Raw genomic sequence first — 26,125 nt, 5'->3', positions numbered from 1 at the left:
CAATTGCACTGACCCGCTGTCTACTCTGGTGAACGAACACAGGTGAACGATTACAACGAGCGGAGTATCTGGCTGCGCATGCGCGCCATGCTTTCACTGAACGATCCGCGCTGGGGCCGGGGCGACGGCAATGGCGATCGCCAACGGCCCAACGAACCCAAGCGTCCGTCGACCAAGGACGGTGAAGGTCCCCCCGATCTCGACGAGATGTGGCGCGATTTCAACCGCCGTCTGAGCCGGGTGTTCGGTCGCAAGGGCGGCGGTGCGGGCGGTGGCCGCCCGGACAACGGTCGCGGTGCGCGCATTGGCGTAGGCATCGTGATCGGCGTGCTGATCGCGATCTATCTCGGCAGCGGCGTGTTCGTCGTGCAGGATGGCCAGGCCGGCGTCGTGATGCAGTTCGGCAAGTATCGCTACACGGCCGGGCAGGGCGTTCACTGGCGTCTGCCGTATCCGTTCGAAGCGCATGAACTCGTCAATATCGGCCAGATCCGCCAGGTGGAGGTCGGCCGTAACAATGTGGTGCGTCTCGCTAACGTGAAGGACGCGTCGATGCTCACGCACGACGCCGATATCGTCGACGTGCGCTTTGCCGTGCAGTATCAGGTGAGCAAGCCGACCGACTATCTTTTCCGCAGCGTCGATCCCGATCAGAGCGTCATGCAGGCCGCGCAAGCCGCGGTGCGCAGCATCGTCGGCGCGCGTAGCACCAACGACATCCTCTATCAGGATCGCGAAGCAATTCGCCAGCAGTTGATGGCGTCGATTCAGCAATCCCTGGATGAATACCAGTCCGGCCTCGCCGTGACCGGCGTCACGATCCAGGGCGTGCAGGTGCCAGACCAGGTGCAAGCCGCTTTCGACGATGCCGCCAAGGTGCGTCAAGACAACGAGCGCGCCAAAAACGAAGCGCAGGCCTATGCGGCCCAGTTGCTGCCGCGCGCGCAAGCCGACGTCGCGCGTCAGATCGACGAAGCGAAAACGTATAGCGATAAGACCGTGGCGCAGGCGCAAGGCGACGCCGAACGCTTCAAGCAGGTCTACGCGCAGTACTCGAAAGCGCCCGCTGTGATTCGCGAGCGTATGTATCTGGAAACCATGCAGCAGATCTACTCGAATACGACCAAGGTGTTTGTAGACAGCAAGAGCGGCAACAACGTGCTGTATCTGCCGCTTGACAAACTGGTCGAGCAGACACGCCAGCGCGTCGCCGATGCGGCGGCCGCTTCGGGTGCAGCGGCATCGGCGGGTGCGCCGGGTGCCGTCCCGCAAGGCACGAGCAGCGCGGCACCATCTGCCGCCGCGCCTTCCGCTGCTGCTTCCACATCCGCCGCGGTCGCGACGCCTGCCAGCCAGGCCGCCGCCAGCAGCGACGCACTCCGTTCACGCGACTCCTTCCGCAGCCGTATGCGTGAAGACGACGTTCAATAAGGAGCGCACATCATGAACAAGATCATTGCGCTCGTCGTCGCCTTAGTCATCGTGCTGTTTGCCGCATCGTCGATGGTATTCGTGGTCGACCAGCGGCATATGGCCGTGCTGTCCTCACATGGCGACACCGCGCCCGTATTGCTGGGGCCGGGCCTCCATGTAAAGCTGCCGCCGCCGTTGCAAACGCTCACGCTGGTCGACAACCGCATCCAGTCGCTCGACGCGCCGGATGAAGACCGCTTCGTCACGTCGGACAAAACCGATCTGCTGGCTAACCCGGTCATCAAATACCGCGTGACCGATCCGCTGAAGCTGCTCGCCGAAACCAAGGGCGATGTGCAAAGCCTGTCGGACCGCCTGGCGCTGCTGTCGCGCGGCGCGCTCGGCGACGCGTTCAGCAAGGTCACGCTGACCGATGCGCTGGCGAAGCAGCAAGCCGTTGCCGACGAAGCCCGCGGCGCGATGGACAAAGCCGCGGCATCGCTGGGCGTTTCGGTGCTCGACGTGCAGCTCACGCGAGTCGATTTCCCGGCGGCGATGGCCGACTCAGTCTATAAGCGGATGATCGCCGCACGCGAGCAGGTGGCGGCCGACGAACGTGCGAAGGGTACGGCCGAGGCTGACCAGATCAAGGCGGACGCGCTCGGCCAGCAACAGGCGATTCTCGCGGACGGCTATCGTCAGGCCCAGACCATCAAGGGCGAGGGCGATGCCAAGGCAGCGGAAATCGCGGCCGCGGCGTACGGTAGCGACCCGCAGTTCTACCAGTTTTATCAAAGCATGCAGGCATACAGGAACACCTTCAAGCCGGGCGACGTGATCGTGGTCGACCCGAGCAGCGAGTTCTTCCGCTTCATGCGTAGCCCGACCGGCGGCGCAGCCCCGGACGCTTCCGCGGCACCGCGCAAACACTGATAACCGGAACGCCGCGGCATCCGCATCGCGGCCCCTTGATTCGCATGGACATAGCCGGCTCGTTACTGCTCGCGATCGCATTGATGCTGATTATCGAAGGGATGTTTCCCTTCGTTTTTCCGAGCGCCTGGCGCGATACGTTCCGTAAAATTGCGGAACGGCCCCCCCAACAGATTCGCATCGGCGGGCTGATCGTGATGGTGCTCGGACTGATCCTGCTGTTCATCGTGACCTGACGGGGCGTTTGCGCGACGCGCTTCGCAGCGTACCGTTGCACTGGCGAAATGCGCTGCGGGCAGCGGCGCGGCAATAGCGAGCGCTGTGGCTGGCCGAGGGGCTGCGAAGGAGGGGCGGCCCCACGCCCGCTACAGCCCCCAAAATAGAGCCGTCGCCCGCCATTCACACTTACTTACCGGCGCCCCAGTCGCCGTGTTCAACGTCGTAGGACTGTATCGATGTCGACCTGGTTACTTCCCGAGAATATCGCCGACGTGCTGCCGTCGGAAGCCCGCAAGATCGAAGAATTGCGGCGCCGTTTGCTGGACCGTTTCCGCTCGTACGGCTACGAGATGGTGATGCCGCCGCTGCTCGAATACATCGAGTCGCTGCTCACCGGCGGCGGCCACGATCTGAATCTGCGCACGTTCAAGCTCGTCGATCAGATGTCCGGGCGCACGCTCGGTCTGCGCGCGGACATTACGCCGCAGGTCGCGCGTATCGACGCGCACTTGCTGAATCGTCAGGGCGTGACGCGCCTCTGCTATGCCGGCAATGTGGCGCATACGCGTCCGCGCGGCCTGCACGCCACGCGTGAGCAGATTCAGATCGGCGCGGAAATCTACGGTCACGCCGGCCTCGAGGCGGATCTGGAAATCCAGCAGTTGATGCTCGACGCACTGCGTCTGGCCGGCCTCGCGAAAGTGCGGCTCGATTTGTGTCACGCGGGCGTGCTCGCCGCGCTGATCGAAGCGGAGCCGGCGGCGGCCGAGTTGGGTCAATCGCTCTACGACGCGTTGGCGGGCAAGGACGTGCCGCGCCTCGTCGAACTGACCGCGAATCTCACGCCGGTCACGCGCGACGCGTTGCGCTCGCTTCCCACGCTCTACGGCGACGCCTCGGTACTCGACGAAGCCCGCGCGCGCTTGCCGAACGCACCCGCGATTGCCCGCGCGCTCGACGACCTCGCGTTCCTCGCGAGCCAGGTGGAAGGCGCCGAAGTCATGATCGACCTGGCCGATTTGCGCGGCTACGCCTACCACAGCGGCGTGATGTTCTCCGCGTATGTCGATGGTGTGCCGAATGCGGTTGCGCGCGGCGGCCGTTACGACCACGTTGGCCAGGCCTACGGTCGCGCTCGCGCGGCAACCGGTTTCTCGCTCGATCTGCGCGAAGTCGCCCGTATTTCGCCTGTCGAGGCCCGTAGCAGTGCGATTCTCGCGCCGTGGCAACACGACGACGCGCTGCGCGTGAGCGTCGCGGCGTTGCGCGATGCGGGTGAAGTCGTGATCCAGGCACTGCCTGGCCACGAGCACGATCTGGACGAGTTCGCGTGCGACCGCGTGTTGGTCGAGCGCAACGGCGCGTGGGTGGTCGAACCGCGGCCCTGAGTCCAAACTGAGTCCGGATAGTCAAACCGTTCGCGGGGCGACCCAAGGGCATTTCTGAAGGCGTCCAAAGCGTCGCCGGACCCGGCGCGGCCCCTCGCCGCGCTATTTTCGATATACCCACCATAACGTGCATACCATTGAGCGGAAACGGAAAAATTCGGAAGGTTCCGCGAACATAGGTAGAATACGTTTTTAACCAGCTTACGAAACAACATGTCTGCCAGCGCAGTGAATGTGAACCCCGGGCGTAACGTCGTCGTCGTGGGAACCCAATGGGGTGATGAAGGCAAGGGCAAGATCGTCGACTGGCTGACGGACCACGCCCAAGGCGTCGTTCGCTTCCAGGGCGGTCACAATGCCGGTCACACGCTTATCATCGGCGGCAAGAAAACCATCTTGCGTCTGATTCCGTCGGGCATCATGCATCCCGGCGTCGCGTGCTACATCGGCAATGGCGTCGTGTTGTCGCCGGAAGCGCTGTTCAAGGAAATTGGCGAGCTCGAAGCCGCCGGGGTCGATGTTCAGAATCGCCTTTTCATTTCCGAAGCCACCACCCTGATCCTGCCGTACCACATTGCCATCGACCAGGGCCGCGAAGCGCGCCGTGGCGCGGGCAAGATCGGCACCACCGGCCGCGGCATCGGCCCGGCCTACGAAGACAAGGTGGCGCGCCGCGGTTTGCGCGTGCAAGACCTGTTCGAGCCGGAAAGCTTCGCCGAACGTCTGCGTGAAAATCTCGATTACCACAACTTCGTGCTGACCAAGTACCTGGGCGTCGCAGCTGTCGACTTCCAGCAAACGCTCGACACGATGCTGAGCTACGCCGACCGTCTGAAGCCGATGGTGACCGACGTGTCGCGTCGTCTGTACGACGAAAACGCCGCCGGCAACAATCTGCTGTTCGAAGGCGCGCAAGGCACGCTGCTCGATATCGACCACGGCACCTATCCGTTCGTCACGTCGAGCAACTGCGTGGCCGGTGCGGCCACCGCGGGTGCGGGCGTCGGTCCGCAAAAGCTGAACTACATTCTCGGCATTACCAAGGCGTATTGCACGCGTGTTGGTTCGGGCCCGTTCCCGAGCGAACTGTACGACGCGGATAACGCCGCCCGTCAGGAAGCGATCGGCCTCGAACTGGCCACCGTCGGCAAGGAATTCGGTTCGGTCACCGGCCGTCCGCGCCGCACGGGCTGGCTCGACGCCGCCGCGCTGCGCCGTTCGATCCAGATCAACGGTGTGTCGGGTCTTTGCATGACCAAGCTCGACGTGCTCGACGGCCTCGACGAAGTGAAGCTGTGCGTCGGCTACACGGTCGACGGCAAGCCGGTCGATCTGCTGCCGCGTGGCGCATCCGAAGTCGCGCGTTGCGTGCCGGTGTACGAAACTTTCCCGGGTTGGAAGGAAAGCACCGTCGGCATCACGCAGTGGGACAAGCTGCCGGCCAGCGCGCGTGCGTATCTGACCCGTGTGCAGGAAGTCGCGGGTATTCCGATCGACATGGTGTCGACCGGTCCGGATCGCGACGAAACGATTCTGCTCCGTCATCCGTTCAAGGTTTAAGCCATGGTTCAAGGTGTACCCATGATTGCGATGAAAGATCCGCGCAACGACGACAAGAACCTGTGGGTTGGCTGGGACGAGTATCACCGGCTGATCGAACTGCTGGCGTTGCAGGTGCACGAGTCGGGCTGGAAGTTCGACAAGATCCTGTGCCTCGCGCGCGGCGGCTTGCGCGTCGGCGATCAGCTTTCGCGTATTTACGATCTGCCGTTGGCGATTCTCGCCACCAGTTCGTATCGCGAAGCGGCCGGCACGGAGCAGGGCGAACTCGACATCGCGCAATACATCACGATGACGCGCGGCGAGTTGCACGGCAACGTGCTGCTGGTCGACGATCTGGTCGATTCCGGTGTGACGCTGGCACGTGTGCAGCAACATCTGAAGGAACGCTATCCGGCGATCACCGCGGTACGTTCGGCGGTGCTCTGGTACAAGGGTTGTTCGAAAGTGAAGCCCGACTACCACGTGCAGTATCTGCCTACCAATCCGTGGATTCACCAGCCGTTCGAGGAATGGGACACGGTTCGTCCGCACAATCTCGGCGCGTGGATCAAGCGCGGTATGCAGCAGGAGTCGTCAGGCACGTGATGCGAGTTACGACGCCATACCTGTTGCGTCGTATCCCGTGCAGTACCTGCAAAACGGAGCCCGATCGGGCTCCGTTTTTTTTGTGCGCTGCGTGTCCGTCGCATAGGTTTTGCGCTGGCGCTTCGCGGAACGCGCGCGCCTGCCCGCGTGAAACGTCTGACGTAGCAGACGTGCCCAAATCGCAGTGCTACACTTCGCGGACCATCCGCGTGGTGTATCCACAACAAGCCGGGTGGCGTCAGACGGGCAGTTTAAAATAGCGGTCGTTTTTTCCGCTCAGGGAACGGATTTTCTCGCGTTTATGACAGATAACAATCACGTGCACAAACAGCCCCTGCCTTCCCTCGCGATTGCCGCGATTGGGGTGGTGTTCGGCGATATCGGCACGAGCCCGTTGTACTCGCTGAAAGAGGCGTTCAGCCCTTCACATGGCATTCCTCTGACCGATCAGTCGATCCTGGGCGTGATCTCGCTGCTGTTCTGGGCGATCATGATCGTGGTCGGCGTCAAGTATGTGTTGTTCGTGATGCGCGCCGATAACAACGGCGAGGGCGGTGTTCTCGCGCTGATGGCGCTGGCGCTGCGCTCCATCGATCAAAAATCGAAGATGGCCGGCTTGCTGATGATGCTGGGTATCTTCGGCGCCTGCATGTTCTATGGCGACGCGGTGATTACGCCGGCCATTTCGGTGATCTCGGCGGTCGAAGGCCTGGAGATCGCTGCGCCCAATCTGTCCCATCTGGTGCTGCCGCTCACGATGATCATCCTCGTGCTGCTGTTCTGGATTCAGCGGCACGGAACGGCCACGGTCGGCCGCCTGTTCGGTCCGATCATGGTGCTGTGGTTCCTGGTGCTCGCCGCGCTGGGCCTGTGGCATATCCTGCAGTCGCCGAACGTGATCCGCGCGCTGAACCCGTACTACGCCTATACCTTCATGGCCGCGCACGTGTTGCAGGCTTATGTGGTGCTCGGCTCGGTCGTGCTGGTGCTGACCGGCGCCGAAGCGCTGTACGCCGACATGGGCCATTTTGGCGCCAAGCCAATTCGCATGGCCTGGTATTTCCTCGTGATGCCTTCGCTGGTGCTGAACTATTTCGGGCAGGGCGCGTTGCTGATGCACGACCCGAAGGCGATCGAAAACCCGTTCTTCCTGCTCGCGCCGGATTGGGCGCTGCTGCCGCTCGTGGTGCTGTCGACGGTGGCGACCGTGATCGCGTCGCAGGCGGTGATTTCCGGCGCCTACTCTTTGACGAGTCAGGCGATCCAGCTCGGCTACGTGCCGCGCATGAAGATCCTCCACACGTCGGAACTGGCGATCGGCCAGATCTACGTGCCGGTGGTGAACTGGATGTTGCTGTTCATCATTCTGTGCATCGTGATTGCGTTCAAGAGCTCGGATAACCTCGCCGCCGCTTACGGTATCGCAGTGACGGCCACCATGGTGATCACCACGATCCTCGCCTGCGTCGTGATGGTGAACGTGTGGAAATGGAACAAGTTCCTCGTGGCGTTGATCATTGGCGTATTCATGGCGGTCGACCTGGGCTTTTTCGGCGCCAACCTGCTCAAGGTGGCGGAGGGTGGCTGGCTGCCGCTTGGCATCGGCGCGCTTCTGTTCTTCCTGCTGATGACCTGGTTCAAGGGCCGGATGATCGTCAAGGAACGTACGGCGGCCGACGGTATTCCGCTGATGCCGTTCCTGCAAGGCCTGCTCGCGCATCCGCCGCACCGCGTGTCGGGTACGGCGATCTATCTGACTGGCAGCGATTCGCTTGTGCCGGTGAGCTTGCTGCACAACCTGAAGCACAACAAGGTGCTGCATGAGCGCACGATTTTCCTGACCTTTGTGACGCTCGATATCCCGTATGTGAATGACGCGGAACGCGTGACGGTGAAGGATCTCGACGGCGGCTTGTTCCTCGTCAAGGCGGCGTACGGTTTCAACGAAACGCCTGACGTGAAGGCTGTGTTGCTCGAAGTCGGCCGCACGCACGACATGACGTTCGAGTTGATGGACACGTCGTTCTTCCTCGCTCGCGAAACGGTCGTGCCGACGCAGTTGCCGGGCATGTCGGTGTGGCGCGAACGTGTGTTCGCCTGGATGCATCAGAATGCCGCCAAACCGACCGATTTCTTCAGTATTCCGGCCAATCGGGTGGTGGAGTTGGGAACGAAGATCGAGATCTGAACGCGGGCCCAGGTTCACCTGCACCTCGCAAGCCGGGGTGTAGCAACCGGCACGCGATAAAAAAAGCCCACGCAAATTGCGTGGGCTTTTTTATTACCGCTTAGCCGGCGCTTGTGAGCGTCAGCGCGCGATTCCGTCACGCACTGACGAACCTGCTTACTTCTGCTTGAGCTTGGCGAACGCGGCCGCCATTGCACCGCCTGCTTCCGGTTCACGCGAGCGCTGTTGTTGCGCACCGCGCCCACCGCCGCCGGAGCGGCCACGATCCTGCTGGGCGCCGCCCCCGCTGCGCGGCGCGGCTGCCGCGCCGAACTCGTCGTCCAGACGCATGGTCAGCGCGATACGCTGGCGCTTCACGTCGACTTCCAGCACCTTTACCTTGACGATCTGGCCGGCCTTGACCACTTCGTGCGGGTCCTTGATGAACTTCGTCGACATCGCCGACACGTGCACCAGGCCGTCCTGATGCACGCCGATGTCGATGAACGCGCCGAAGGCCGCCACGTTCGTCACGACACCTTCCAGCACCATGCCCGGCGTCAGGTCGCTGACCTTCTCGACGCCTTCACGGAAGGTCGCGGTCTTGAACTCGGGGCGCGGGTCGCGGCCCGGCTTCTCGAGTTCCAACAGAATGTCGCGCACGGTCGGCAGACCGAAACGTTCGTCGACGAATTCCGCTGGCGACAGGCCACGCAGCGCGTCGCGATTGCCGAGCACGTCGCCGACATGCTTGCTGATCTTCGCGAGGATGCGTTCCACGACCGGATAGGCTTCCGGGTGAACCGACGAGCGATCGAGCGGATTTTCGCCATTGTTGATGCGCAGGAATCCGGCGGCCTGCTCGAAGGTCTTGTCGCCGAGGCGCGGCACCTTGCGCAGATGTTCGCGCGACGGGAACGGACCGTTCGCATCGCGATAGTCGACGATGTTGCGAGCCAGCGTGGCGTTCAGACCCGACACGCGCGCGAGCAAGGCGACCGATGCCGTGTTGGCGTCCACACCGACCGCGTTCACGCAATCCTCGACCACCGCATCGAGCGAGCGGGCCAGTTCGCGTTGATTCACGTCGTGCTGATACTGGCCGACGCCGATTGCCTTCGGCTCGATCTTCACCAGTTCCGCGAGCGGGTCCTGCAGACGGCGCGCAATCGACACGGCGCCACGCAGCGACACGTCCATGTCCGGGAATTCCTTCGCCGCGAGTTCGGAGGCCGAGTACACCGACGCGCCGGCTTCCGACACAACGATCTTCTGCAGCTTGAACTCCGGATGACGCGCGATCAGTTCGCTCGCGAGCTTGTCCGTTTCGCGCGATGCCGTGCCGTTGCCGATACTGATCAACTCAGCCTGAGTCTGCGCGCAGAGGCGCGCCAGTTTCGCGATCGAGCCGTCCCAGTCGCGGCGCGGCTCGTGCGGATAGATCACGTCGGTGGCAAGCACCTTGCCGGTCCGATCGACTACCGCGACTTTCACGCCGGTGCGCATGCCCGGATCGAGGCCGATGACGGCCTTGGGCCCGGCGGGCGCGGCGAGCAACAGATCCTTCAGATTGCGCGCAAACACGCGAATTGCTTCGTGTTCGGCTTCGTCGCGCAGATTGGTCAGCAGCTCGTTTTCGATGTGCGGCTGCACCTTCACGCGCCAGCACCAGCGGCACACGTCGGCGAGCCACTTGTCGGCCGGGCGGTTCTGATTGGCGATGCCGAAGTGGCGGGCGATCAACGCTTCGCCCGGATGCGGAACCTGCGCGTCGAGCTCCTCGCCGAGCCCGAGCTTGACCATCAGCACGCCGGCATTGCGGCCGCGGAACAGGGCCAGCGCGCGATGCGACGGCACGGTCCTGATGGTTTCCGCATAGTCGTAGTAGTCGCGGAATTTTTCTTCTTCCGCGTGTTCCTTGCCTTCGACCACTTTCGACGACACCACGCCCTGGTTGAACAGGTAGTCGCGCAGCTTGCCGAGCAGTTCGGCGGTTTCGCCGAACTGCTCGGAGAGAATGTCGCGCGCGCCGTCGAGCGCGGCCTTGACGTCGGCCACGCCTTTTTCAGCGTCCACGTAGGCGGCGGCTTCGGTTTGCGGGTCGAGCAGCGGGTTGGCCAGCAAGGCGTCGGCCAGCGGCTGCAGGCCGGCTTCGCGGGCGATCTGCGCGCGCGTACGGCGCTTCGGCTTATACGGGAGATACAGGTCTTCCAGCACCTGCTTGCTGTCGGCGCCTTCGATCGCGGCGCGCAGCTCGTCGGTGAGCTTGCCCTGTTCGTCGATGCTGGCGACGATCGTGGCGCGCCGGTCTTCCAGTTCGCGCAGATACAGCAGGCGTTCCTCGAGGTTACGCAGTTGCGTGTCGTCGAGATTGTCGGTCACTTCCTTCCGGTAGCGGGCGATGAACGGAACAGTCGCTCCTTCGTCGAGAAGTTGCACCGCGGCCGCGACCTGGCGCGGCTGGACGGACAGTTCGGCGGCGATGCGCTGTACGATCTTGAGTGCTACGGTTTCCGTCATAAGGTCTTGGTGTTCCTGCTACTCAATCAAAGGTCGCGCGCTAATGCCACACGCGTCGCACGCGTGACACGCCGGGCCCACGTCGGGCACGCCGGTGCATGCTGGGCGTGCGCGCTGCGACCAGGTTGCTGGAGCGGGGCATTTTGCCATAAATGCCAAAGGGCTCAACCGCAGGGTGATAGAATTTCGGGCATGTTCCGTTGACCATTTACGACGTTGCCTACCTCCTTGTCCCTCAACCGCCTGGGCTCCCGCTTGGTCTCTCGCTTGTCACAATTGCCGTTTTCTTCGTCGCCGCGTTTGGCGCGCTCGCCGCTTATGTTGTTGATGTCGCTCCTGTCGACTGGGTGGACGTCGCGGTTCGTGCCTGGAGCAACGCTCCCGTCCAATGGGATGTTTTTTGCTTCGTGCGCCTCGTGCCTCCTCGCCGCAACGCTAGCCGTGTCCGCGCCGGCCGCGGCACAATCGGCGACCCCGGCAGCCGCTTCGGGCGCGCGGGCAACCAGCGCGACGCAGGCAAAGGGCGCCACGAACGGCGCGGGCGCGAGCAGTGCGGACAACGCGGATAGTGCCGGCAACGCTGATAGCGCGGCATCGCTTGACAGCGAATTCGACGCGCGGCAGAAAGTGCTGGATCAGCGCACCGAGGAAAACAACTACCGTTACGCGGTTGCCGAACACGACTGCTACAGCAAGTTCTTCGTGAACTATTGTCTGGGCAAGGCGCGCGACAGTATGCGCTCGGTGCAGGCCGACATTCGCAAGGAGCAGCTCGCGCTCGACGGCGAGCAGCGTGTCCAGCGCGCCCGTGAGCGTGACGAGCAGGCAGCGCTCAAACGCGCACAGGACGAAGCTGGCGCGCCGCAGCGCGCCGCCGACGAAGCGCGCAACGCACAGGCCTACGAAGACAAGCAGCGCCAGCATCAGATCGATCAGGCGCAGCGCGCGGCCGAGGCGCCGCAACGCGCCGCCAATGCTCAAGCGTATCAGCAGAAACAGCAACAGCATGCGCTGGATCAGGCGCAGCGCGGCATCAGTCCGTCGCAAGCCGCTGCCAACACCCAGGCGTACGATCAGAAGCAGGACGATTTCCAGCGTAAGCTCGAGCAGGCGCGTCAGCAGGGCGCGCAAAAGGCGCAGGAGCGGGTCGAGAAGCAACAAAGCTTCGAGAAGAAGCAGGCCGATGCGGCGCAGCACAAGGCCGACGTGGAAGCGCGCCAGAAGCAGGCGGCCGAGAAAGCCGAGCAGAAGCGTCAGGACCAGTTGAAACAGCAGCAGCAACTTGAAGAACAGCAGAAGCAGCAACAGCAACAACAGTAGATGGGCTGTAGCGGGTTCTGGTAGGGTAGTCGTACGCGTTTTAAGCCGGACAGCAACCTCAGGCATCGGGCGGCGCCACGCAGCCCGTGCCGCTTACGAGAGGAGGCGAGCATGCGCGATCAACATCACGTCATCACCGCGGAGACACTTCGCGACCGTATTCTGCAACTGGAATCGGAGCATAGTGGGCTCGATCGCTTGATCGACCGAATGTCGGATGAGCCCGGCATCGACGACTTCGAGTTGCAGCGCCTGAAAAAGCGCAAACTCAAAGTCAAGGACACCATCATCTTGCTGCAATTGCAGCTCGAACCGGACGCACGCGCCTGAGTTCGCGGCCTGGCGGGCGCCGGGTCGCGCCGCGCGCGCCGGACTTTGCAGGAAACGCTTGCCTTGAATTCACCGCTTGAAACTTCACCCCACCCCACGGCTGCCGACGATGCTCCCGCAGGCGGTACCTCCGCGGCCGGCACGCCGGCGCTGCGTCCTCCCGCGTCCGCGCTCTCCGCGTCGTTGAATCCACGCCGCGCCGCCGAACTGGACGATATCTTCGCCGACAACGGCTTGCTCGCCCGTCAGATCGACGGCTATCGCTCGCGAGCGTCGCAGATCGAGATGTCGCGCGCCGTCGCGGCCGCCATGGAAGCGTCGGGCCGTGCCATGCCCGAACCGGCGATGTTCGAAGCGCAAAAGCGTCCGGCGCGGCGTCTGCAAGCGCCGGGCACCGATGCGGCGGCGCAAGCCTCCGAACCTGATGAATCGAACGCACTCGACGGCAGCGAAAACACGCTGATCGTGGAGGCAGGTACGGGCACGGGCAAGACCTATGCGTACCTCGTGCCGGCCATGTTGTGGGGCGGCAAGGTGATCGTCTCCACCGGCACCAAGCATTTGCAGGATCAGCTCTTTCAGCGCGACATTCCGACTGTGCGCGATGCACTCGCCGTGCCGGTCTCGGTGGCGATGCTCAAGGGGCGGGCGAACTATCTGTGCCATTACTACCTGCAGCGCACGGCGGATAACGGCCGTTTGCCGTCGCGCCAGGAAACCTCGTATCTGCAGGACATCATTCGTTTCGCCAAGATCACGCGCACCGGCGACAAGGCCGAACTCGCGAGCGTGCCGGAAACGGCGGCGGTGTGGTCGATGGTCACGTCCACGCGTGAAAACTGTCTCGGCCAGGAGTGCCCGCACTACAAGGAGTGCTTTGTGATGCAGGCGCGCCGCGAGGCGCAACAGGCCGACATCGTGGTGGTCAATCACCATCTGTTTTTCGCCGACATCATGTTGCGCGATACCGGCATGGCCGAATTGCTGCCAACGGCGAACACCGTTATCTTCGACGAAGCGCATCAACTGCCGGAAACCGCGACGCTGTTTTTCGGCGAAACGCTTTCGACCACGCAGTTTCTCGAGCTCGCGCGCGATTCCGTAGCGGAGGGGCTGGGCCATGCGCGCGAGTCGGTCGACTGGGTCAAACTTGGCTCGACGCTCGAACGCGCGGCGCGTGACGTGCGGCTCGCGTTCAAGGAAGACTCGATACGCTTGTCGATCGGTCAGCTACCCGACGATCACCCGTTATTTCCCGCGCTCGAAACGCTTGAGACCGAGCTCGACGCATTGACTTCCGCGTTGTCGAGCCAGGCCGAGCGCGCCGAATCGATCGGCGCCTGTTTGCGTCGCGCGCGCGAGTTGCAAGGCGTTCTGGCGGGTTGGACGACGCCACCCACCGAGACCGAACGGGCAGCCGCTGACGCCGCTGCGGGCGATGCCAGGGCCGAGCCTGCCGATCCGAATGAAAAGGTGCGCTGGATCGAAGTTTTCGCGCATACGGTGCAGTTGCACGAAACGCCGTTGTCGGTCGCGCCGATCTTCGCCAAGCAGCGTGCCGGTGTGCCGCGCGCGTGGATCTTCACGTCGGCGACATTGTCGGTGCGGGGCGATTTCACGCACTATGCGGCGCAGATGGGCCTGAACGCAAAACGTTCGATGACACTGCCAAGCCCCTTCGACTATCCGACGCAAGGGCTTCTGTACGTGCCGCGCAACCTGCCGCAGCCTTCCTCGCCGATGTTTACGGATGCCGTGTTCGACGCTGCCTTGCCGGCGATCGAGGCATCCGGCGGTGGCGTATTCATGCTGTGCACGACACTGCGCGCGGTGGATCGCATTTCGAACAAGTTGCGCGACGTCATCGAAACGCGCGGCTGGAACTACCCGCTGCTCGTGCAGGGCGACGCGAGCCGCACCGAGTTGCTCGACCGCTTCCGTACCTATGGCAATGCGATCCTGGTGGGTAGTCAGAGCTTCTGGGAAGGCGTGGATGTGCGCGGCGATGCGCTCTCGCTGGTCGTGATCGACAAGCTGCCGTTTGCGCCGCCCGACGACCCGGTGCTGTCGGCGCGCCTGGATGCGCTGACGAAGAAAGGTCTGAGCCCGTTTGCGGTCCATCAACTGCCGCAGGCCGTCATTACGCTGAAGCAGGGCGCAGGCCGTCTGATTCGCGCTGAGACCGATCGCGGTGTGCTGATGATCTGCGACACGCGTCTGGTCGACAAGCCGTATGGGCGCCGTATATGGCAGAGCCTGCCGCCATTCAAGCGCACGCGTGAGATCGAAGTCGTGCGCGAGTTTTTTGAAGAAAAGGCAACGCCGGCTCAATAGGTGATTAAGTGAATGCCGTTGTAAAAAGCGGCTTTTAAATGACAAAACGCCACGGATGTGAATCCGTGGCGTTTTGCTTTACTGCCCAGGAAATCAAGGTGATTTCCTGGAGCAGTTTCCGCCCGAAGGCGAACCCTATGCGACAGCTTACTGGCTTGCGCCCGAAGCCGGAGCAGCAGCCGAAGCAGCAGCGCCTGCGTCCGAAGCAGCGGCCGAAGCCGAAGCAGCAGCGTCGCTCGCAGCAGCAGCCGCACCCGATGCAGCAGCAGCCGAATCCGAAGCTGCAGCAGCCGGTGCCGAAGCAGCAGCTGCGTCGCTAGCCGGGGCAGCGGCTTGATCGTTGCTCTTGTTGCATGCAGCCAGTGCCACAGCTGCCAACAGGGATGCTACGAGGAGGGATTTCTTCATGATCACGTCCTTTTATGGTTAAAGGTAAGCAACAGCGCAAAATAATACCGGTAATGTGCTCCAACACCGACCTGGGCCGCTGGTGGAGACGCTCTTTTGACGAGCTAGAATCTTCCCTACGGCTTGGGCGGAAATTATATGCACTTTCGTACTGACAATCCATAAATCCGGGGTCAATACGTTGTCTTTCTCATACAAAATTTCACAGTACGGTATAACACGCGGGCAGAGTTACGCAAGCTCGCCCACTTGTATCCAGCCCGCACAATACCACTCGTGTAGTAGTGCTGTCACCGACGAATCGTGTGAGAGTGTTACAAAGCGTTTCGCACTCATACACCGGTGGTCGGCGAGGTCAAACAACCACTTTTTAGCACCATCAAACTGTGTTTCCTCTCCATTTACGAAGAAAAAACGGCGGTTGTACAACAAATTAGTCTTGCGATCGAGCCGGATCCCGGACTTCGATGCCTGACCAATGAAACGCGCTACGTTGAGCGGCCTTTGCGGCGGATCAAACACAACGCTCGGCTTCGGTTCGCTGAGGTACGTGCCAAGGAACGACGCAATGTCCTGCTCATTCCATTTGACTCCAGCAAGGATTGCGCCAACCCGTTCGATCAATGCTGCGGGCAATTCTGCCGGGCGGTCGACCGCCGGTTGCTGCGGGTCGCGATAGAGCGCGGCGGGGCGCGGCGCCGACTCGCCGCGCTCGGCCAGATGGTAGAGGAACTGCGCGGTCAGCTCGCCCGCCGACGGAGCGCGAAAACCGATCGAGCAGGTCATGCATTCGCCTTCGGCAACACCGTCATGAGCGATGTGCGGCGGCAGGTACAACATGTCGCCCGGTTCGAGCAGCCATTCCTGTTCCGGCTCGAAATGCTGTAAAACTTTCAAAGGCAAACCCGCCTCTAGCGTCAGATCTTTCTGCGCGCTGATGCGCCACCGGCGCTTACCTTTTACTTGCAAAAGAAACACATCGTAGGAATCGAAGTGGGGGCCGACGCCGCCGCCATCGCTCGCATACGAAATCATCAGGTCGTCCAGACGCGCGTCCGGCACGAAGCGGAAGCGGTCGAGCAAGGCCCGCGCGCGATCGTCGTACAGGTCCACGCCTTGCACGAGCAAGGTCCAGGCGCGCTGCTTTAGCGACGGCAGTTCATCGGGCGCGAACGGGCCGTGCTCCATTTGCCATTTGTTGCGAAAGTGCGTGATCAGCCGGGCTTCGACCTCGTCCCGATCAGCCAGCTCGAAAAACTCGTCGCGTGACAGCGGCGCTTCCACGTTCGGAATCGCCTGGCGGATCAGCAAGGGCTTTTTCTGCCAATATCGGCGCATGAATTGCGACGGTGTCAGATTGCCGAGCAGGGGCGTGGGCGTGTCGGGCGACGGCGGCAGGCTGGGGAGCACCGGCTTCGAAGCCGGCGAAGATTTCCGTGCCGAAGCTGCGTCGGCCGGGTGGTCAGTGGGCCGCTTGGGCATCGTATAATGTGAGTTGTATTCTGGAGAATCGAATGAAAATCGCAAAGAACACCGTCGTGTCGGTCGCTTACAAGCTGTCGGATGCGCAGGGCAATCTGATTGAAGAAAGCGACGAGCCGATGGTCTATCTGCACGGCGGCTATGATGGCACGTTCCCCAAGATCGAGGAAGAGCTCGACGGCCACGAGGCCGGCTTCGAGACCCAGATCCAGCTCGAGCCACAAGACGCGTTCGGTGAGTACGACCCTGATCTCGTGAAGATCGAGCCGCGCGATCGCTTCCCGGAACCGCTTGAAGTCGGCATGCAATTCGAAGGCACGCCGGAAGAAGGCGACGAGGATCTCGATTCGCTCGTCTACGTGGTGACCGACGTGGCAGAAGACAAAGTCGTGCTCGACGGCAACCATCCGCTTGCCGGCATGGCGCTGCGTTTCGCACTGACCGTCAAGGACGTGCGTCCGGCTACCGAAGACGAAATCACGCACGAACACGCGCATGGCGCCGACGGCCTCGAAGTCCTCGATGACGATGACGACGAAGCCGATGACGAAAAGTCAGGGCCCACGCTGCACTGAGCTTGCGGGCAGCCCGGGAGCGCCTGAGGGCGTAACCGGTGCGTGCGGCAACACGGCTGAAGCGGGCGGCCCGGACATCGCGGGTCCGTACGGGCCGTATTGTCCATACTCGCCGCTACCGTCGTCCGCCGGTTTGGATTGCGGCTGGTCGGGTTGCTGCTGGAGCGGTTGAGGTTGCCCAGGTGTCGGCAACATGGGCGGCAACTCGGAAGCCGGGCCTAACGCAGGCACTGCCGGCATTGAAGCGGCCGGCTCGTCGCGTTGCGGCAGGGATGGCGTGGTGGGCATTGGCATTTGCCTCGGCACATCGCGCACACTCACGCGGAACGGCGGTTTCTTGCCGAGATCCGCATCAATCTGAATCCACTGGTTAAGACGATCATGCGGCGCGATCGCGACACGCGTGAGATTCGTCACCAGCATCCCCTTGTCATTGCGTAGCGGCTGATCGATCACGAAGCCGCCGCTCGCGCGTTCGTCGTCGCAATGAATCAGCAGCACGGGGCCGCGAAAAATCTGCGCGAGTTTGACAAGGCTGCGTTTGAATTCCAGAAAACCGTCGCGGCGCGTGTTGCGCGCAAAGCGCAGCCACGCGAAACGGTCAGGCCGTTCGTAGCGCTCGGGATCGGGGTCACCCTGAATAAAGACGACAATCGCGCGGGCGTCGCGGCGCTTGGCATATTCACCGGCGTGCTCGAGCCAGAACGCATTGGCGATCACGCGGTCTTCGAACTCGCCGTTGCGGCCGCCCGCGGTCAGGTAGTGATTATTCGGACCCGGCACGTTGAGGCCGACGAAGACGGTGTCGCCGACTTGCCAGCGCACGTTTTCCCGAAAGGGACGAAAGCGCGATACCTCGCTTTCGCGCGTCAATGCGATTGGGTTTTGACCCATCGACGTGGGGTCGGTGAACAGGGTCTGGCGCAACTGATCGAGCCGCTCGACCGGGTCAAAGCCGCCGGCCTCGGCCGTGCCGCAGTCGGTCCAGTCATGCTGGCCCGGAATGAAGAAGAGGGCGGGCCGCGATGTTTCAAGCAGCGCATGGCGGCGTTCGTATAGCGCATCCCGGCAGGCTTCTTTCGTACCCCTCAGATTACCGTCGTAGACAATGAACGAAATGTTGCGTTCGCGGCTGATCGCCTCGATCAGGCGTTGCGTGGGCGCCTCGTCCGCGGGACTTTGCATCGTGCTGGCGATGACCGCGAACGCATAGCGCGACGTTTCGGCGTGGGCGAGCGGGGTGAGCGCCAGTAGCGAACCCAGACACGCGAGCGACGCAAGGCTGCGCGTGCGCGTGAGGACGAGGCTCAGCGCCGCGCAAAGTTTGCGCGGGCGCTGCGAGGGCCTGTGTGCGTCAATGATCTGCATCCGGCGCGGTGGCCAGCTCGTGCAGTTCGTACAGCAGATCGAGCGCTTCGCGGGGCCGCAGATCATTCGGATCAATGGCGCGCAGGCGCTCGGCGAGTGCCTGCATGGCCGGCGATACCGCTGCTTCCGGCTTCGCGCCGCGTTCGTCTTCGGCGTCTTCGAGGAGCATAGGCACAGGCGTCGCGAACAGATCGAGTTGCGGCGCGGGTTGCGCTGCGGACTGCTGTTCGAGATGCGCGAGATGCTTTCGGGCCGCGCGGATTACTGCGTTTGGCACGCCGGCCAGCTGCGCGACCTGCAAACCGTAGCTCTGATTCGCCGGACCTTCATTGACCGCATGCAGGAACACGATACCGTGCCCATGCTCGACTGCCGACAGATGCACATTGGCCGCGTGTGGAAACTCGGCGGGCAACTGCGTCAACTCGAAATAGTGCGTGGCGAACAGCGTATGACAGCCGTTGTGCGAGAGCAGGTGCCGCGCGATGGCCCAGGCTAGCGCAAGGCCATCGAATGTCGATGTGCCGCGCCCGATTTCGTCCATCAGCACGAGACTTTGCGGTGTCGCGTCGTTCAGGATCGCCGCCGCTTCGGTCATTTCCACCATGAAGGTGGAACGGCCGCCGGCCAGATCGTCCGCCGCGCCGATGCGCGTGAAAATGCGATCGATCGGGCCGAATGACGCGCGCCGTGCCGGCACATAGCTGCCGACGTACGCCAGCAAGGCGATCAGCGCGGTCTGCCGCATGAAGGTCGACTTACCGCCCATGTTCGGGCCGGTGATCAGCAGCAGTTTGCGCTCGGGGCTGAGCGTGCAGTCGTTGGCGATGAACTGCTCGACCTGGGCCTCGACAACCGGATGCCGGCCCTGCTCGATTTCGATGCCGGTGTCCGGCGAAAACGTCGGTGCGACCCAATCGAGTGCGCGGGCGCGTTCAGCGAATGCAGCCAGCAGATCGAGTTCGGCGAGTGCTGCGGCAACCCGCTGGCAGTCCGGGATAAAAGGCAGCAGCGCTTGCAGCAACGCGTCGTACAGCGAGCGTTCCCGGGCCAGCGCGCGTTCCTGTGCGGAGAGCGCCTTGTCTTCGAACGTTTTCAGTTCCGGCGTGATGTAACGCTCGGCGTTTTTCAGCGTCTGACGGCGGCGGTAGTCGTCCGGCACCTTGTCGGTCTGGCCGCGTGTGACTTCGATATAGAAGCCGTGCACCTTGTTGTACTCGACGCGCAGATTGCCGATGCCGGTACGCGCCCGTTCGCGTGTTTCGAGGTCGATCAGGAACTGCCCGCAGTTCTCCGAAATATCTCGCAGTTCATCGAGTTCCGCATCGTAGCCGCGCGCGATCACGCCGCCGTCGCGCACCATGGCGGATGGCTCCTGCGCGACCGCGCGCTTGAGGAGTTCGACGCACGCCTGCGGCGGTTCCAGCGACGCGTCGATACGCGCCAGCGAATCTGCATTGGACGAAACGGCCGCGAGTTGCGTGCGCAGTTCGGGCAACGCGATGAACGTATCGCGCAAGCTCGACAGATCGCGAGGCCGCGCGGACAGCAGTGCCAGACGCCCGGTAATCCGCTCGATGTCGGAAATCTGCCGCAACGCGCCGCGCAGCGTGTCGACGCTTGCCGCCAGCGGCGCGTCGAGCAATGCGCCGATGGCCTGCTGACGTGCTTGCGCCACGGCGGCTTCACGCGGCGGATGGTGCAGCCAGTGACGCAGCAGACGGCTGCCCATCGTCGTACAGCAGGTGTCGAGCAGCGAGCACAGCGTGGGCGATTCGGTGCCGCGCAGCGTTTCCGTGAGTTCAAGATTGCGGCGCGTGGCGGGGTCGAGGCCGATATATTCGGACTCGTACTCGACCTTCAGGCTGCGCACGTGGCGCAGTTGCTGGCCTTGCGTGGCCGCCGCATACAGCAGCAGCGCGCCTGCCGCTCCGCATGCGGCGGTCAGCGAATGCGCGCCGAAGCCGTCGAGGCCGGCCACTTCCAGTTGATCGCACAGGCGTTGCGTGCCCGAGGCGATATCGAAGTGCCAGACCGGCACGCGGGTGAGGGCGCCGGCGTTGACGGGCGGCGTCCAGCTCGCGGAATCGGCCGACGTATCGGCCACCAGAATTTCCGCGGGACGAATCCGTTCGAGCGCGGCTGCCACCTGATCGGGAGCAACTTCGGCGAGGCGCAATGCGCCGCTCGCCAGATTCAGCCACGCGAGCCCGACGCTCGTCGCGACGCCGCGCCGGTTATGCGCGACGCACAGCGCCATCAGATAGACATCGCTCTTGTCGGACAGAAGGGCTGCGTCCGTCAGCGTGCCCGGCGTGACTACGCGTACGACTTTGCGCTCGACAGGCCCTTTCGACGTAGCCGGATCGCCGATCTGCTCGCAAATCGCGACGGATTCGCCGAGCTTCACCAGCTTGGCCAGATACTGTTCGACCGCATGATGCGGCACGCCCGCCATCTTGATCGGGTTGCCTGCCGACGCACCACGCTGCGTAAGTGTTAAATCGAGCAGACGCGCGGCTTTTTCCGCATCTTCGAAAAAGAGTTCATAGAAGTCGCCCATCCGGTAGAACACCAGCGTGCCCGGATGATCCGCCTTGATGCGTAGATACTGCTGCATCATGGGCGTGTGTTGTGCGACGTCATTGGCCGCTGCGGTTTGAATACCCATCCTTGGTGTCTTTTTGCGTTAGCTGTTCAGGGCGTGAGTTTAACCCGCCGGCGCGGCGAGCGGACCCTGGCCGGACGGCCAATCCGCCATACTGTTCGCATGCCGGCACGTCCATACTCGCACCTGTCGTGTGACGCTTGCCATGCCGTCATTCTTCCACCAGCGCCCGCATATCCACTGTGCGCTCATTCACGGCACTGCGCCGTTTTGCGAGCCACATCATGAACGTGATGAAGCTGCCGAACACGACGATGATCCATTGCGCCGGCATCTTCGCGGTGAGCAGGATCGCGTAGGCGCCGAGCATCAGCAGCACGGCCAGATTCTGGTTGAAATTCTGCACCGCGATCGAATGACCGGCGGAGAGCAGGGTCGCGCCACGGTGCTGGAGAATAGCGTTCATCGGCACGATGAAAAATCCGGACAGCGCGCCGAGCAGAATCATCAAGGGATAGGCGAACAGGATATAGAACAGCAGGACGTATGAGCCGAGGCGAATGCCGGCGCCCGCCGGAAACAGGTCCTTGTTGTAGAACGCCATGGCGATCGCTACCGCGCCCGTGAGGATGCCGATCGGCAGCACCCGCAGCGAACGGCGCAACGGAATTAGCGCGGCGGCAGCCGCCGCGCCGACGGCGATGCCCAGGCCCGTGACGCCTTGCATCACGGCGGCTTTCGAGAGCGACAAACCGAGGTTCACATTCGCCCATTTCAGCACCAGCAATTGCAGCGTGACCGCGCCGCCCCACATCAGCGTCGTGACCCACAGCGCAATCTGCGCGAGCTTGTCGGCCCACAGCACGTTGAAGCAATGATAGAAATCGCCGACCAGTTTCTTCGGTTCGGTCAAACGGTTCGGATAGCGCGCGCCGGTGTCGGGAATGAAGATGTTGATCCCGGCCGCGACGGCATACGTGAGCATTACCGCGAACATGGCCAGATCGGCGGAGGAGCGGATCAGCGGCAAATGCGCGTGGGCGACGAATTTATCGGCGAGTGTGCTGATCAGCGCGCCGCCGACCATCGTGCCGACAATGGTCGACAGCACGGTGGCCGATTCGAGCCAGGCGTTTGCCTTGACGAGTTTTTCCGCGGGAAGCAGTTCGGTGAGAATGCCGTATTTGGCTGGCGAGTATGCGGCCGCGCCAAAACCGACCACGCCGTACGCGATCATCGGATGAACGCCGGCGATCATCATCAGGCAGCCGCTTGCCTTGAGCGCGTTGGAGACGAACATCACGTGCCGCTTTTGCAGCGCGTCGGCGAATGCGCCGACGAAGGGCGCAAGCAGCACGTAGGAGACGGTGAAGAAAATCTGCAGCAGCGGCGTGACCCAGGCGGCCGAGCGGATCACCGATAGCAAGGCGATGGCGGCGATCAGCAGGGCATTGTCCGCGAGCGACGAAATAAACTGCGCCGCGATAATTGTGTAGAAGCCTTTTTTCATGAAGCGGGTTCGAAGCTGCGCGCAAATATGACGCGAAGCAGGGCGCTGTGAAAGACGCGCGAAACGCAACCGGCGAATCGAGCGTGCCGGCGCGGCCTTCCGCTTTGTAGCACGAACGCTCGCGGGATGCAGGCGCGCCAACGAAAAAGCGGCCGAAGCCGCTTTCTTGTGTCGCTCAAGCCGATGCAGAGTCGCCCGGATAGCAGGCGTGAGCGCCTGCCCGGAGGCTCCAGGCCAGAAACCTTAAGCCGATTGCTGACGCGTACGGCTGTAGCGCGACAGGATCGGGATCATCTGCGCGTAGACCTTCGGATTGCCCGCAACGATTTCGCCGACGTGCAGGAAATCGGAGTCGCCCGTGTAGTTGCCGACCAGACCACCGGCTTCCGTGATCAGCAGGCTGCCCGCGGCGACGTCCCACGGATTCAGGCCCTGTTCGAAGAAGCCGTCCATCCGGCCGGCGGCGACGTTGGCCAGATCGAGCGCGGCGGCGCCCGGACGGCGCAGGCCGGCGCAGGCTTCCGTCATTTCGGCAAACTGGCGGCCGTACGCTTCGAGGCCGTCGGTTTCGCGGAACGGAAAACCGGTGCCGATCAGGCCGTCGGCGAGACGGTCGCGCTTGGCGACACGGATGCGGCGGTCGTTCAGGAACGCGCCGCGGCCGCGCGAGGCGGTGAACAGGTCATTGCGGGTCGGATCGTAGACCACCGACTGCGTCACGATGCCCTTATGGGCGAGCGCGATCGACACGCAGTAGTACGGGAAACCGTGGATGAAATTGGTGGTGCCGTCGAGCGGATCGATGATCCACTGATATTCGGACTCGTTCTGCGACTTGCCGGATTCTTCGGCGAGAATGGCGTGATCGGGGTAGGCGGTCTTGAGCGTATCGATGATCGCCGCTTCAGACGCTTTGTCGACCTCCGTGACGAAATCGTTGTGCTGTTTCTTGCTGACCTGGATGAGATCGAGGTCGAGCGACGCGCGGTTGATGATCTGGGCTGCGCGGCGCGCGGCCTTCACAGCGATATTGAGCATGGGATGCATGAGACTGGATCCTTGTGCCGGGGCAGCACGGCTGCTTGCCGGTAAATGAGCGCGGGATGAGCGCTGACTGAGCGCCATCGAGGGGCGCGGAAACAGCACGGAACGCACGTCCGGTAAAGGATCGGTGCGGGTTCCGCCGACGGAGACGAATTGAATAAGAACGAGGCGCCGGACTTTTCACAGACGAAAGCCGGACGCGAATCCTGGTATTTTACCTGAGTCCGGCCGCCGCGGCAGCGCTTGCTGTCCGGCAGGCGGTATGACGGGCGATTGGCAAAGATTGGCACGCGTTTTGTGCGGCCGGCATGCGCCAATTCATGCGCAATTCATGCGCAATTCGGAGCCGGCGCGGGGTTGGCGCTACCATACGCGTTCTTTAGCCTGCCGAGTTTCATCGTGGACCACACCCACCATTCCTCCGATCCCGCCGTGGCGGACCTGCGCGGCGGTTTTACGTCGACGCGCTTCGTGCTCGTCGAGCCCAGCCATCCCGGCAACGTCGGCGCCGCGGCTCGCGCGCTGAAAACCATGGGTTTTTCGCGCCTCGTGCTGGTGTCGCCCCGTGTGCCGCACGTGCAAAGCGATCCGGAAGCCATCGCCATGGCGAGCGGTGCCGACGACGTGCTGGCATCCGCGCACGTCGTGCCGACGCTTGCCGACGCGTTGAGCGGCGTGCATTGGTCGATCGCGCTGACCGCGCGGTTGCGCGAATACGGGCCGCCGCAATGGACGCCGCGTGCCGCGGCCGGCGCCGCGCGCGAGCAGGCGGCGCATGGCGAGATCGCACTGGTGTTCGGCAACGAGCGCACGGGTTTGTCGAATGAGGACGTCGAGCGTTGCAGCGCGCTCGCGCATATTCCGGCCAATCCGGCCTACAGTTCGCTCAATCTCGCGCAGGCGGTGCAGGTGCTGGCGTATGAGTTGCGCACGGCGTATCTGTCTGCCGGCGACGCAACATCCGCGCCGGCCGCCGCGGCACAGGCGTGCGCGGGGCAGGCGTCCTCGGGGCAGGGCGAGGCGCTCGGCGCACGGGCGGCGAGCGACGAAATCGAAAGCATGTACGCGCATCTGGAAAGTGCGCTGATTGCGCTCGAGTTTCTCGATCCGGCCAATCCGAAAAAGCTGATGTCGCGTTTGCGGCGCCTGTTCGCGCGTTCCGGTCTGGAGCGGGAGGAGGTCAACATCGTGCGCGGCATCGCCAAGCATATTCTGCTGAAAACCAGAACGCCGGGCGGCGACGCTTCTTGAAGGACGCGGGGCGGCGCGCACTGGCGGTGCGCCGATCCCCCTGCAATCGACGACCTTGCCGGCAGCGTGGGCTTCCGGCAGGTTTCGCGCAATCGCCCTACAATTGCTCAAAACGTTCTAAGCAAAGCTGCCGATCTGCTATGCGGCAAGCCTCCGCGATGCGTGGTGTTTCACGCCTGCGGTCCTTTCCCCCACGACACAGTCCCTGCCATGTTCACGAGACTTCGCGAAGACATTGCCACGATCCGCGAGCGCGATCCCGCCGCCCGCAGCGCATGGGAAGTCCTCACGTGTTACCCGGGTCTGCACGCCCTCGTGCTGCACCGGCTCGCGCATGGATGCTGGCAGGCGAGGCGCCGCTGGCTCGCGCGTTTCATCTCGCAGATGGCGCGTTTCATGACCGGCATCGAAATTCATCCGGGCGCGACGCTTGGCCGCCGCGTGTTCATCGACCACGGCATGGGTGTCGTGATTGGCGAGACCGCGCAAATAGGCGACGACTGCACGATCTACCAGGGCGTGACGCTCGGTGGTACGTCGCTCACACGGGGTGCGAAGCGCCACCCGACGCTCGAGCGCGGCGTGATCGTCGGAGCCGGCGCGAAGGTGCTCGGCGGCTTCACGATTGGCGCGGACGCGAAGATCGGTTCGAATGCGGTGGTCACGAAGCCCGTGCCGGCACGCGGCACGGCGGTAGGCAATCCGGCCCGGATCATTATTCCGGCGGCGGGGTCCGGTGCGCAGTCCGGCAGTGCAGCGCAGGAAGCCAAACGCGCGTCTGAAAGCAGCGGATTCTGCGCCTACGGCATCACACCGAATGCGGACGACCCGGTTTCGTTGGCGATTCACGGCCTGATCGATCACGCCGCCACGCAATCGAAGCGTATCGACGAAATCGTCGACGCGCTGGAGCGGCTGGGAACAAGTCTGGAAGGTCTGCAAGGCGCCGATGCGGCATTGCTCGACTTGCGGCGCCTGTCGGCCGCGATTGCGGGAAAAGCGGAAGGGGTGGCGGCGCGCTAATTCTCCGCCGGTGCACGAGAACGCCTCGCGCAAGGCACCGGCGAATCATGGACGTGCACATGCTGATGCGCACGGTCACCGGCC

20 protein-coding genes are annotated in these 26,125 nt (G+C 63.2%); 13 read left to right on the top strand and 7 right to left on the bottom strand.

Features of this window, described 5'->3' with window-relative positions:
* The first annotated feature begins 42 nt into the window (after positions 1–42).
* From hflK to AC57B6_RS13415, 7 genes are all read left to right on the top strand, one after another.
* Positions 43–1,431 carry an FtsH protease activity modulator HflK gene (gene hflK / locus AC57B6_RS13445; protein ID WP_281664815.1) on the top strand — a complete coding sequence of 463 codons (1,389 nt, stop codon included), beginning with the start codon at positions 43–45 and terminating at the stop codon, positions 1,429–1,431.
* Between the two features lie 12 nt (positions 1,432–1,443).
* Positions 1,444–2,346, top strand: coding sequence for a protease modulator HflC (gene hflC, locus AC57B6_RS13440; protein WP_028199537.1), 903 nt, complete (start codon positions 1,444–1,446; stop codon positions 2,344–2,346).
* A 44-nt stretch (positions 2,347–2,390) separates the two neighbouring features.
* A complete protein-coding gene (locus tag AC57B6_RS13435; protein ID WP_028199538.1) occupies positions 2,391–2,582 on the top strand; it encodes a DUF2065 domain-containing protein in 192 nt (63 codons plus the stop codon).
* A gap of 219 nt (positions 2,583–2,801) precedes the next feature.
* On the top strand, positions 2,802–3,953 hold the full coding sequence (locus AC57B6_RS13430; RefSeq protein WP_028199539.1) for an ATP phosphoribosyltransferase regulatory subunit: 1,152 nt from the start codon (positions 2,802–2,804) through the stop codon (positions 3,951–3,953).
* Between the two features lie 213 nt (positions 3,954–4,166).
* The gene (locus AC57B6_RS13425; protein ID WP_028199540.1) at positions 4,167–5,513 is read left to right on the top strand and encodes an adenylosuccinate synthase; all 1,347 of its coding nucleotides are present in this window, start codon (positions 4,167–4,169) and stop codon (positions 5,511–5,513) included.
* A 3-nt stretch (positions 5,514–5,516) separates the two neighbouring features.
* Positions 5,517–6,101, top strand: a complete 585-nt coding sequence (locus AC57B6_RS13420) for a phosphoribosyltransferase (RefSeq protein WP_028199541.1) — start codon at positions 5,517–5,519, stop codon at positions 6,099–6,101.
* A gap of 301 nt (positions 6,102–6,402) precedes the next feature.
* Positions 6,403–8,289 (top strand): potassium transporter Kup, encoded by a 1,887-nt coding sequence (locus AC57B6_RS13415; protein ID WP_028199542.1) that lies wholly within the window; start codon positions 6,403–6,405, stop codon positions 8,287–8,289.
* Positions 8,290–8,445: 156 nt separating this feature from the next.
* Here AC57B6_RS13415 and AC57B6_RS13410 read toward each other — a convergent pair whose 3' ends face one another.
* A complete protein-coding gene (locus tag AC57B6_RS13410; protein WP_406867294.1) occupies positions 8,446–10,788 on the bottom strand; it encodes a Tex family protein in 2,343 nt (780 codons plus the stop codon).
* Between the two features lie 393 nt (positions 10,789–11,181).
* Between AC57B6_RS13410 and AC57B6_RS13405 the strand changes: the two genes are divergently transcribed.
* The 3 genes from AC57B6_RS13405 to yoaA all read left to right on the top strand — a co-directional run bounded on the left by AC57B6_RS13405 (position 11,182) and on the right by yoaA (position 14,772).
* Complete coding sequence (locus AC57B6_RS13405) at positions 11,182–12,108, top strand: hypothetical protein (protein WP_281664818.1); 927 nt, start codon at positions 11,182–11,184, stop codon at positions 12,106–12,108.
* Between the two features lie 111 nt (positions 12,109–12,219).
* Positions 12,220–12,438 carry a DUF465 domain-containing protein gene (locus AC57B6_RS13400; protein ID WP_106351375.1) on the top strand — a complete coding sequence of 73 codons (219 nt, stop codon included), beginning with the start codon at positions 12,220–12,222 and terminating at the stop codon, positions 12,436–12,438.
* 63 nt (positions 12,439–12,501) lie between these two features.
* On the top strand, positions 12,502–14,772 hold the full coding sequence (yoaA, locus tag AC57B6_RS13395) for a DNA repair helicase YoaA (RefSeq protein ID WP_496421516.1): 2,271 nt from the start codon (positions 12,502–12,504) through the stop codon (positions 14,770–14,772).
* 147 nt (positions 14,773–14,919) lie between these two features.
* Here yoaA and AC57B6_RS13390 read toward each other — a convergent pair whose 3' ends face one another.
* A complete protein-coding gene (locus AC57B6_RS13390; RefSeq protein ID WP_081588221.1) occupies positions 14,920–15,180 on the bottom strand; it encodes a hypothetical protein in 261 nt (86 codons plus the stop codon).
* 231 nt (positions 15,181–15,411) lie between these two features.
* Entirely contained in the window at positions 15,412–16,662 is a 1,251-nt protein-coding gene (locus AC57B6_RS13385) for a JmjC domain-containing protein (RefSeq protein ID WP_496421515.1), read from the bottom strand.
* A 32-nt stretch (positions 16,663–16,694) separates the two neighbouring features.
* Between AC57B6_RS13385 and AC57B6_RS13380 the strand changes: the two genes are divergently transcribed.
* Positions 16,695–17,237, top strand: coding sequence for an FKBP-type peptidyl-prolyl cis-trans isomerase (locus AC57B6_RS13380; RefSeq protein ID WP_028199548.1), 543 nt, complete (start codon positions 16,695–16,697; stop codon positions 17,235–17,237).
* Here the strand turns inward: AC57B6_RS13380 and AC57B6_RS13375 are convergent.
* The 4 genes from AC57B6_RS13375 to AC57B6_RS13360 all read right to left on the bottom strand — a co-directional run bounded on the left by AC57B6_RS13375 (position 17,217) and on the right by AC57B6_RS13360 (position 23,770).
* Positions 17,217–18,605: a hypothetical protein gene (locus AC57B6_RS13375; protein ID WP_496421514.1), complete on the bottom strand. Its 1,389-nt coding sequence runs from the start codon at positions 18,603–18,605 to the stop codon at positions 17,217–17,219. The two genes, AC57B6_RS13380 and AC57B6_RS13375, sit on opposite strands and share 21 nt — an antisense overlap.
* Positions 18,592–21,276, bottom strand: coding sequence for a DNA mismatch repair protein MutS (gene mutS, locus AC57B6_RS13370; protein ID WP_496421513.1), 2,685 nt, complete (start codon positions 21,274–21,276; stop codon positions 18,592–18,594). Before mutS ends, AC57B6_RS13375 begins: the two co-directional genes overlap by 14 nt.
* Positions 21,277–21,424: 148 nt before the next feature.
* Positions 21,425–22,723: a lysophospholipid transporter LplT gene (lplT, locus tag AC57B6_RS13365; protein ID WP_496421512.1), complete on the bottom strand. Its 1,299-nt coding sequence runs from the start codon at positions 22,721–22,723 to the stop codon at positions 21,425–21,427.
* Between the two features lie 243 nt (positions 22,724–22,966).
* The gene (locus tag AC57B6_RS13360) at positions 22,967–23,770 is read right to left on the bottom strand and encodes an inositol monophosphatase family protein (protein ID WP_028199552.1); all 804 of its coding nucleotides are present in this window, start codon (positions 23,768–23,770) and stop codon (positions 22,967–22,969) included.
* A gap of 396 nt (positions 23,771–24,166) precedes the next feature.
* On the opposite strand from AC57B6_RS13360, the gene AC57B6_RS13355 reads away from it, so the two are divergent.
* Positions 24,167–25,018 carry an RNA methyltransferase gene (locus AC57B6_RS13355; RefSeq protein ID WP_496421511.1) on the top strand — a complete coding sequence of 284 codons (852 nt, stop codon included), beginning with the start codon at positions 24,167–24,169 and terminating at the stop codon, positions 25,016–25,018.
* A 210-nt stretch (positions 25,019–25,228) separates the two neighbouring features.
* Positions 25,229–26,041: a serine O-acetyltransferase gene (gene cysE, locus AC57B6_RS13350; RefSeq protein ID WP_046568672.1), complete on the top strand. Its 813-nt coding sequence runs from the start codon at positions 25,229–25,231 to the stop codon at positions 26,039–26,041.
* Positions 26,042–26,125 lie beyond the last annotated feature (84 nt).

It is taken from the genome of Paraburkholderia sp. BGA-UO-ETr-F12 (assembly GCF_059567945.1).
The sequence above is the reverse complement of the archived record's forward strand: the minus strand, read 5'-3'. Positions and strand labels throughout refer to the sequence as shown.

Bases quoted from the DNA above. Each gene is read 5' to 3' on its own strand.
- AC57B6_RS13405 (WP_281664818.1), top strand. From the start codon at position 11,182: ATGTTTTTTGCTTCGTGCGCCTCGTGCCTCCTCGCCGCAACGCTAGCC.
- AC57B6_RS13415 (WP_028199542.1), top strand. From the start codon at position 6,403: ATGACAGATAACAATCACGTGCACAAACAGCCCCTGCCTTCCCTCGCG.
- AC57B6_RS13390 (WP_081588221.1), bottom strand. From the start codon at position 15,180: ATGAAGAAATCCCTCCTCGTAGCATCCCTGTTGGCAGCTGTGGCACTG.
- AC57B6_RS13430 (WP_028199539.1), top strand. From the start codon at position 2,802: ATGTCGACCTGGTTACTTCCCGAGAATATCGCCGACGTGCTGCCGTCG.
- cysE (WP_046568672.1), top strand. From the start codon at position 25,229: ATGTTCACGAGACTTCGCGAAGACATTGCCACGATCCGCGAGCGCGAT.
- AC57B6_RS13360 (WP_028199552.1), bottom strand. From the start codon at position 23,770: ATGCATCCCATGCTCAATATCGCTGTGAAGGCCGCGCGCCGCGCAGCC.
- AC57B6_RS13435 (WP_028199538.1), top strand. From the start codon at position 2,391: ATGGACATAGCCGGCTCGTTACTGCTCGCGATCGCATTGATGCTGATT.
- AC57B6_RS13385 (WP_496421515.1), bottom strand. From the start codon at position 16,662: ATGCCCAAGCGGCCCACTGACCACCCGGCCGACGCAGCTTCGGCACGG.
- AC57B6_RS13420 (WP_028199541.1), top strand. From the start codon at position 5,517: ATGGTTCAAGGTGTACCCATGATTGCGATGAAAGATCCGCGCAACGAC.
- lplT (WP_496421512.1), bottom strand. From the start codon at position 22,723: ATGAAAAAAGGCTTCTACACAATTATCGCGGCGCAGTTTATTTCGTCG.
- AC57B6_RS13400 (WP_106351375.1), top strand. From the start codon at position 12,220: ATGCGCGATCAACATCACGTCATCACCGCGGAGACACTTCGCGACCGT.
- AC57B6_RS13425 (WP_028199540.1), top strand. From the start codon at position 4,167: ATGTCTGCCAGCGCAGTGAATGTGAACCCCGGGCGTAACGTCGTCGTC.
- AC57B6_RS13380 (WP_028199548.1), top strand. From the start codon at position 16,695: ATGAAAATCGCAAAGAACACCGTCGTGTCGGTCGCTTACAAGCTGTCG.
- mutS (WP_496421513.1), bottom strand. From the start codon at position 21,276: ATGGGTATTCAAACCGCAGCGGCCAATGACGTCGCACAACACACGCCC.
- AC57B6_RS13410 (WP_406867294.1), bottom strand. From the start codon at position 10,788: ATGACGGAAACCGTAGCACTCAAGATCGTACAGCGCATCGCCGCCGAA.
- hflC (WP_028199537.1), top strand. From the start codon at position 1,444: ATGAACAAGATCATTGCGCTCGTCGTCGCCTTAGTCATCGTGCTGTTT.
- AC57B6_RS13375 (WP_496421514.1), bottom strand. From the start codon at position 18,605: ATGCAGATCATTGACGCACACAGGCCCTCGCAGCGCCCGCGCAAACTT.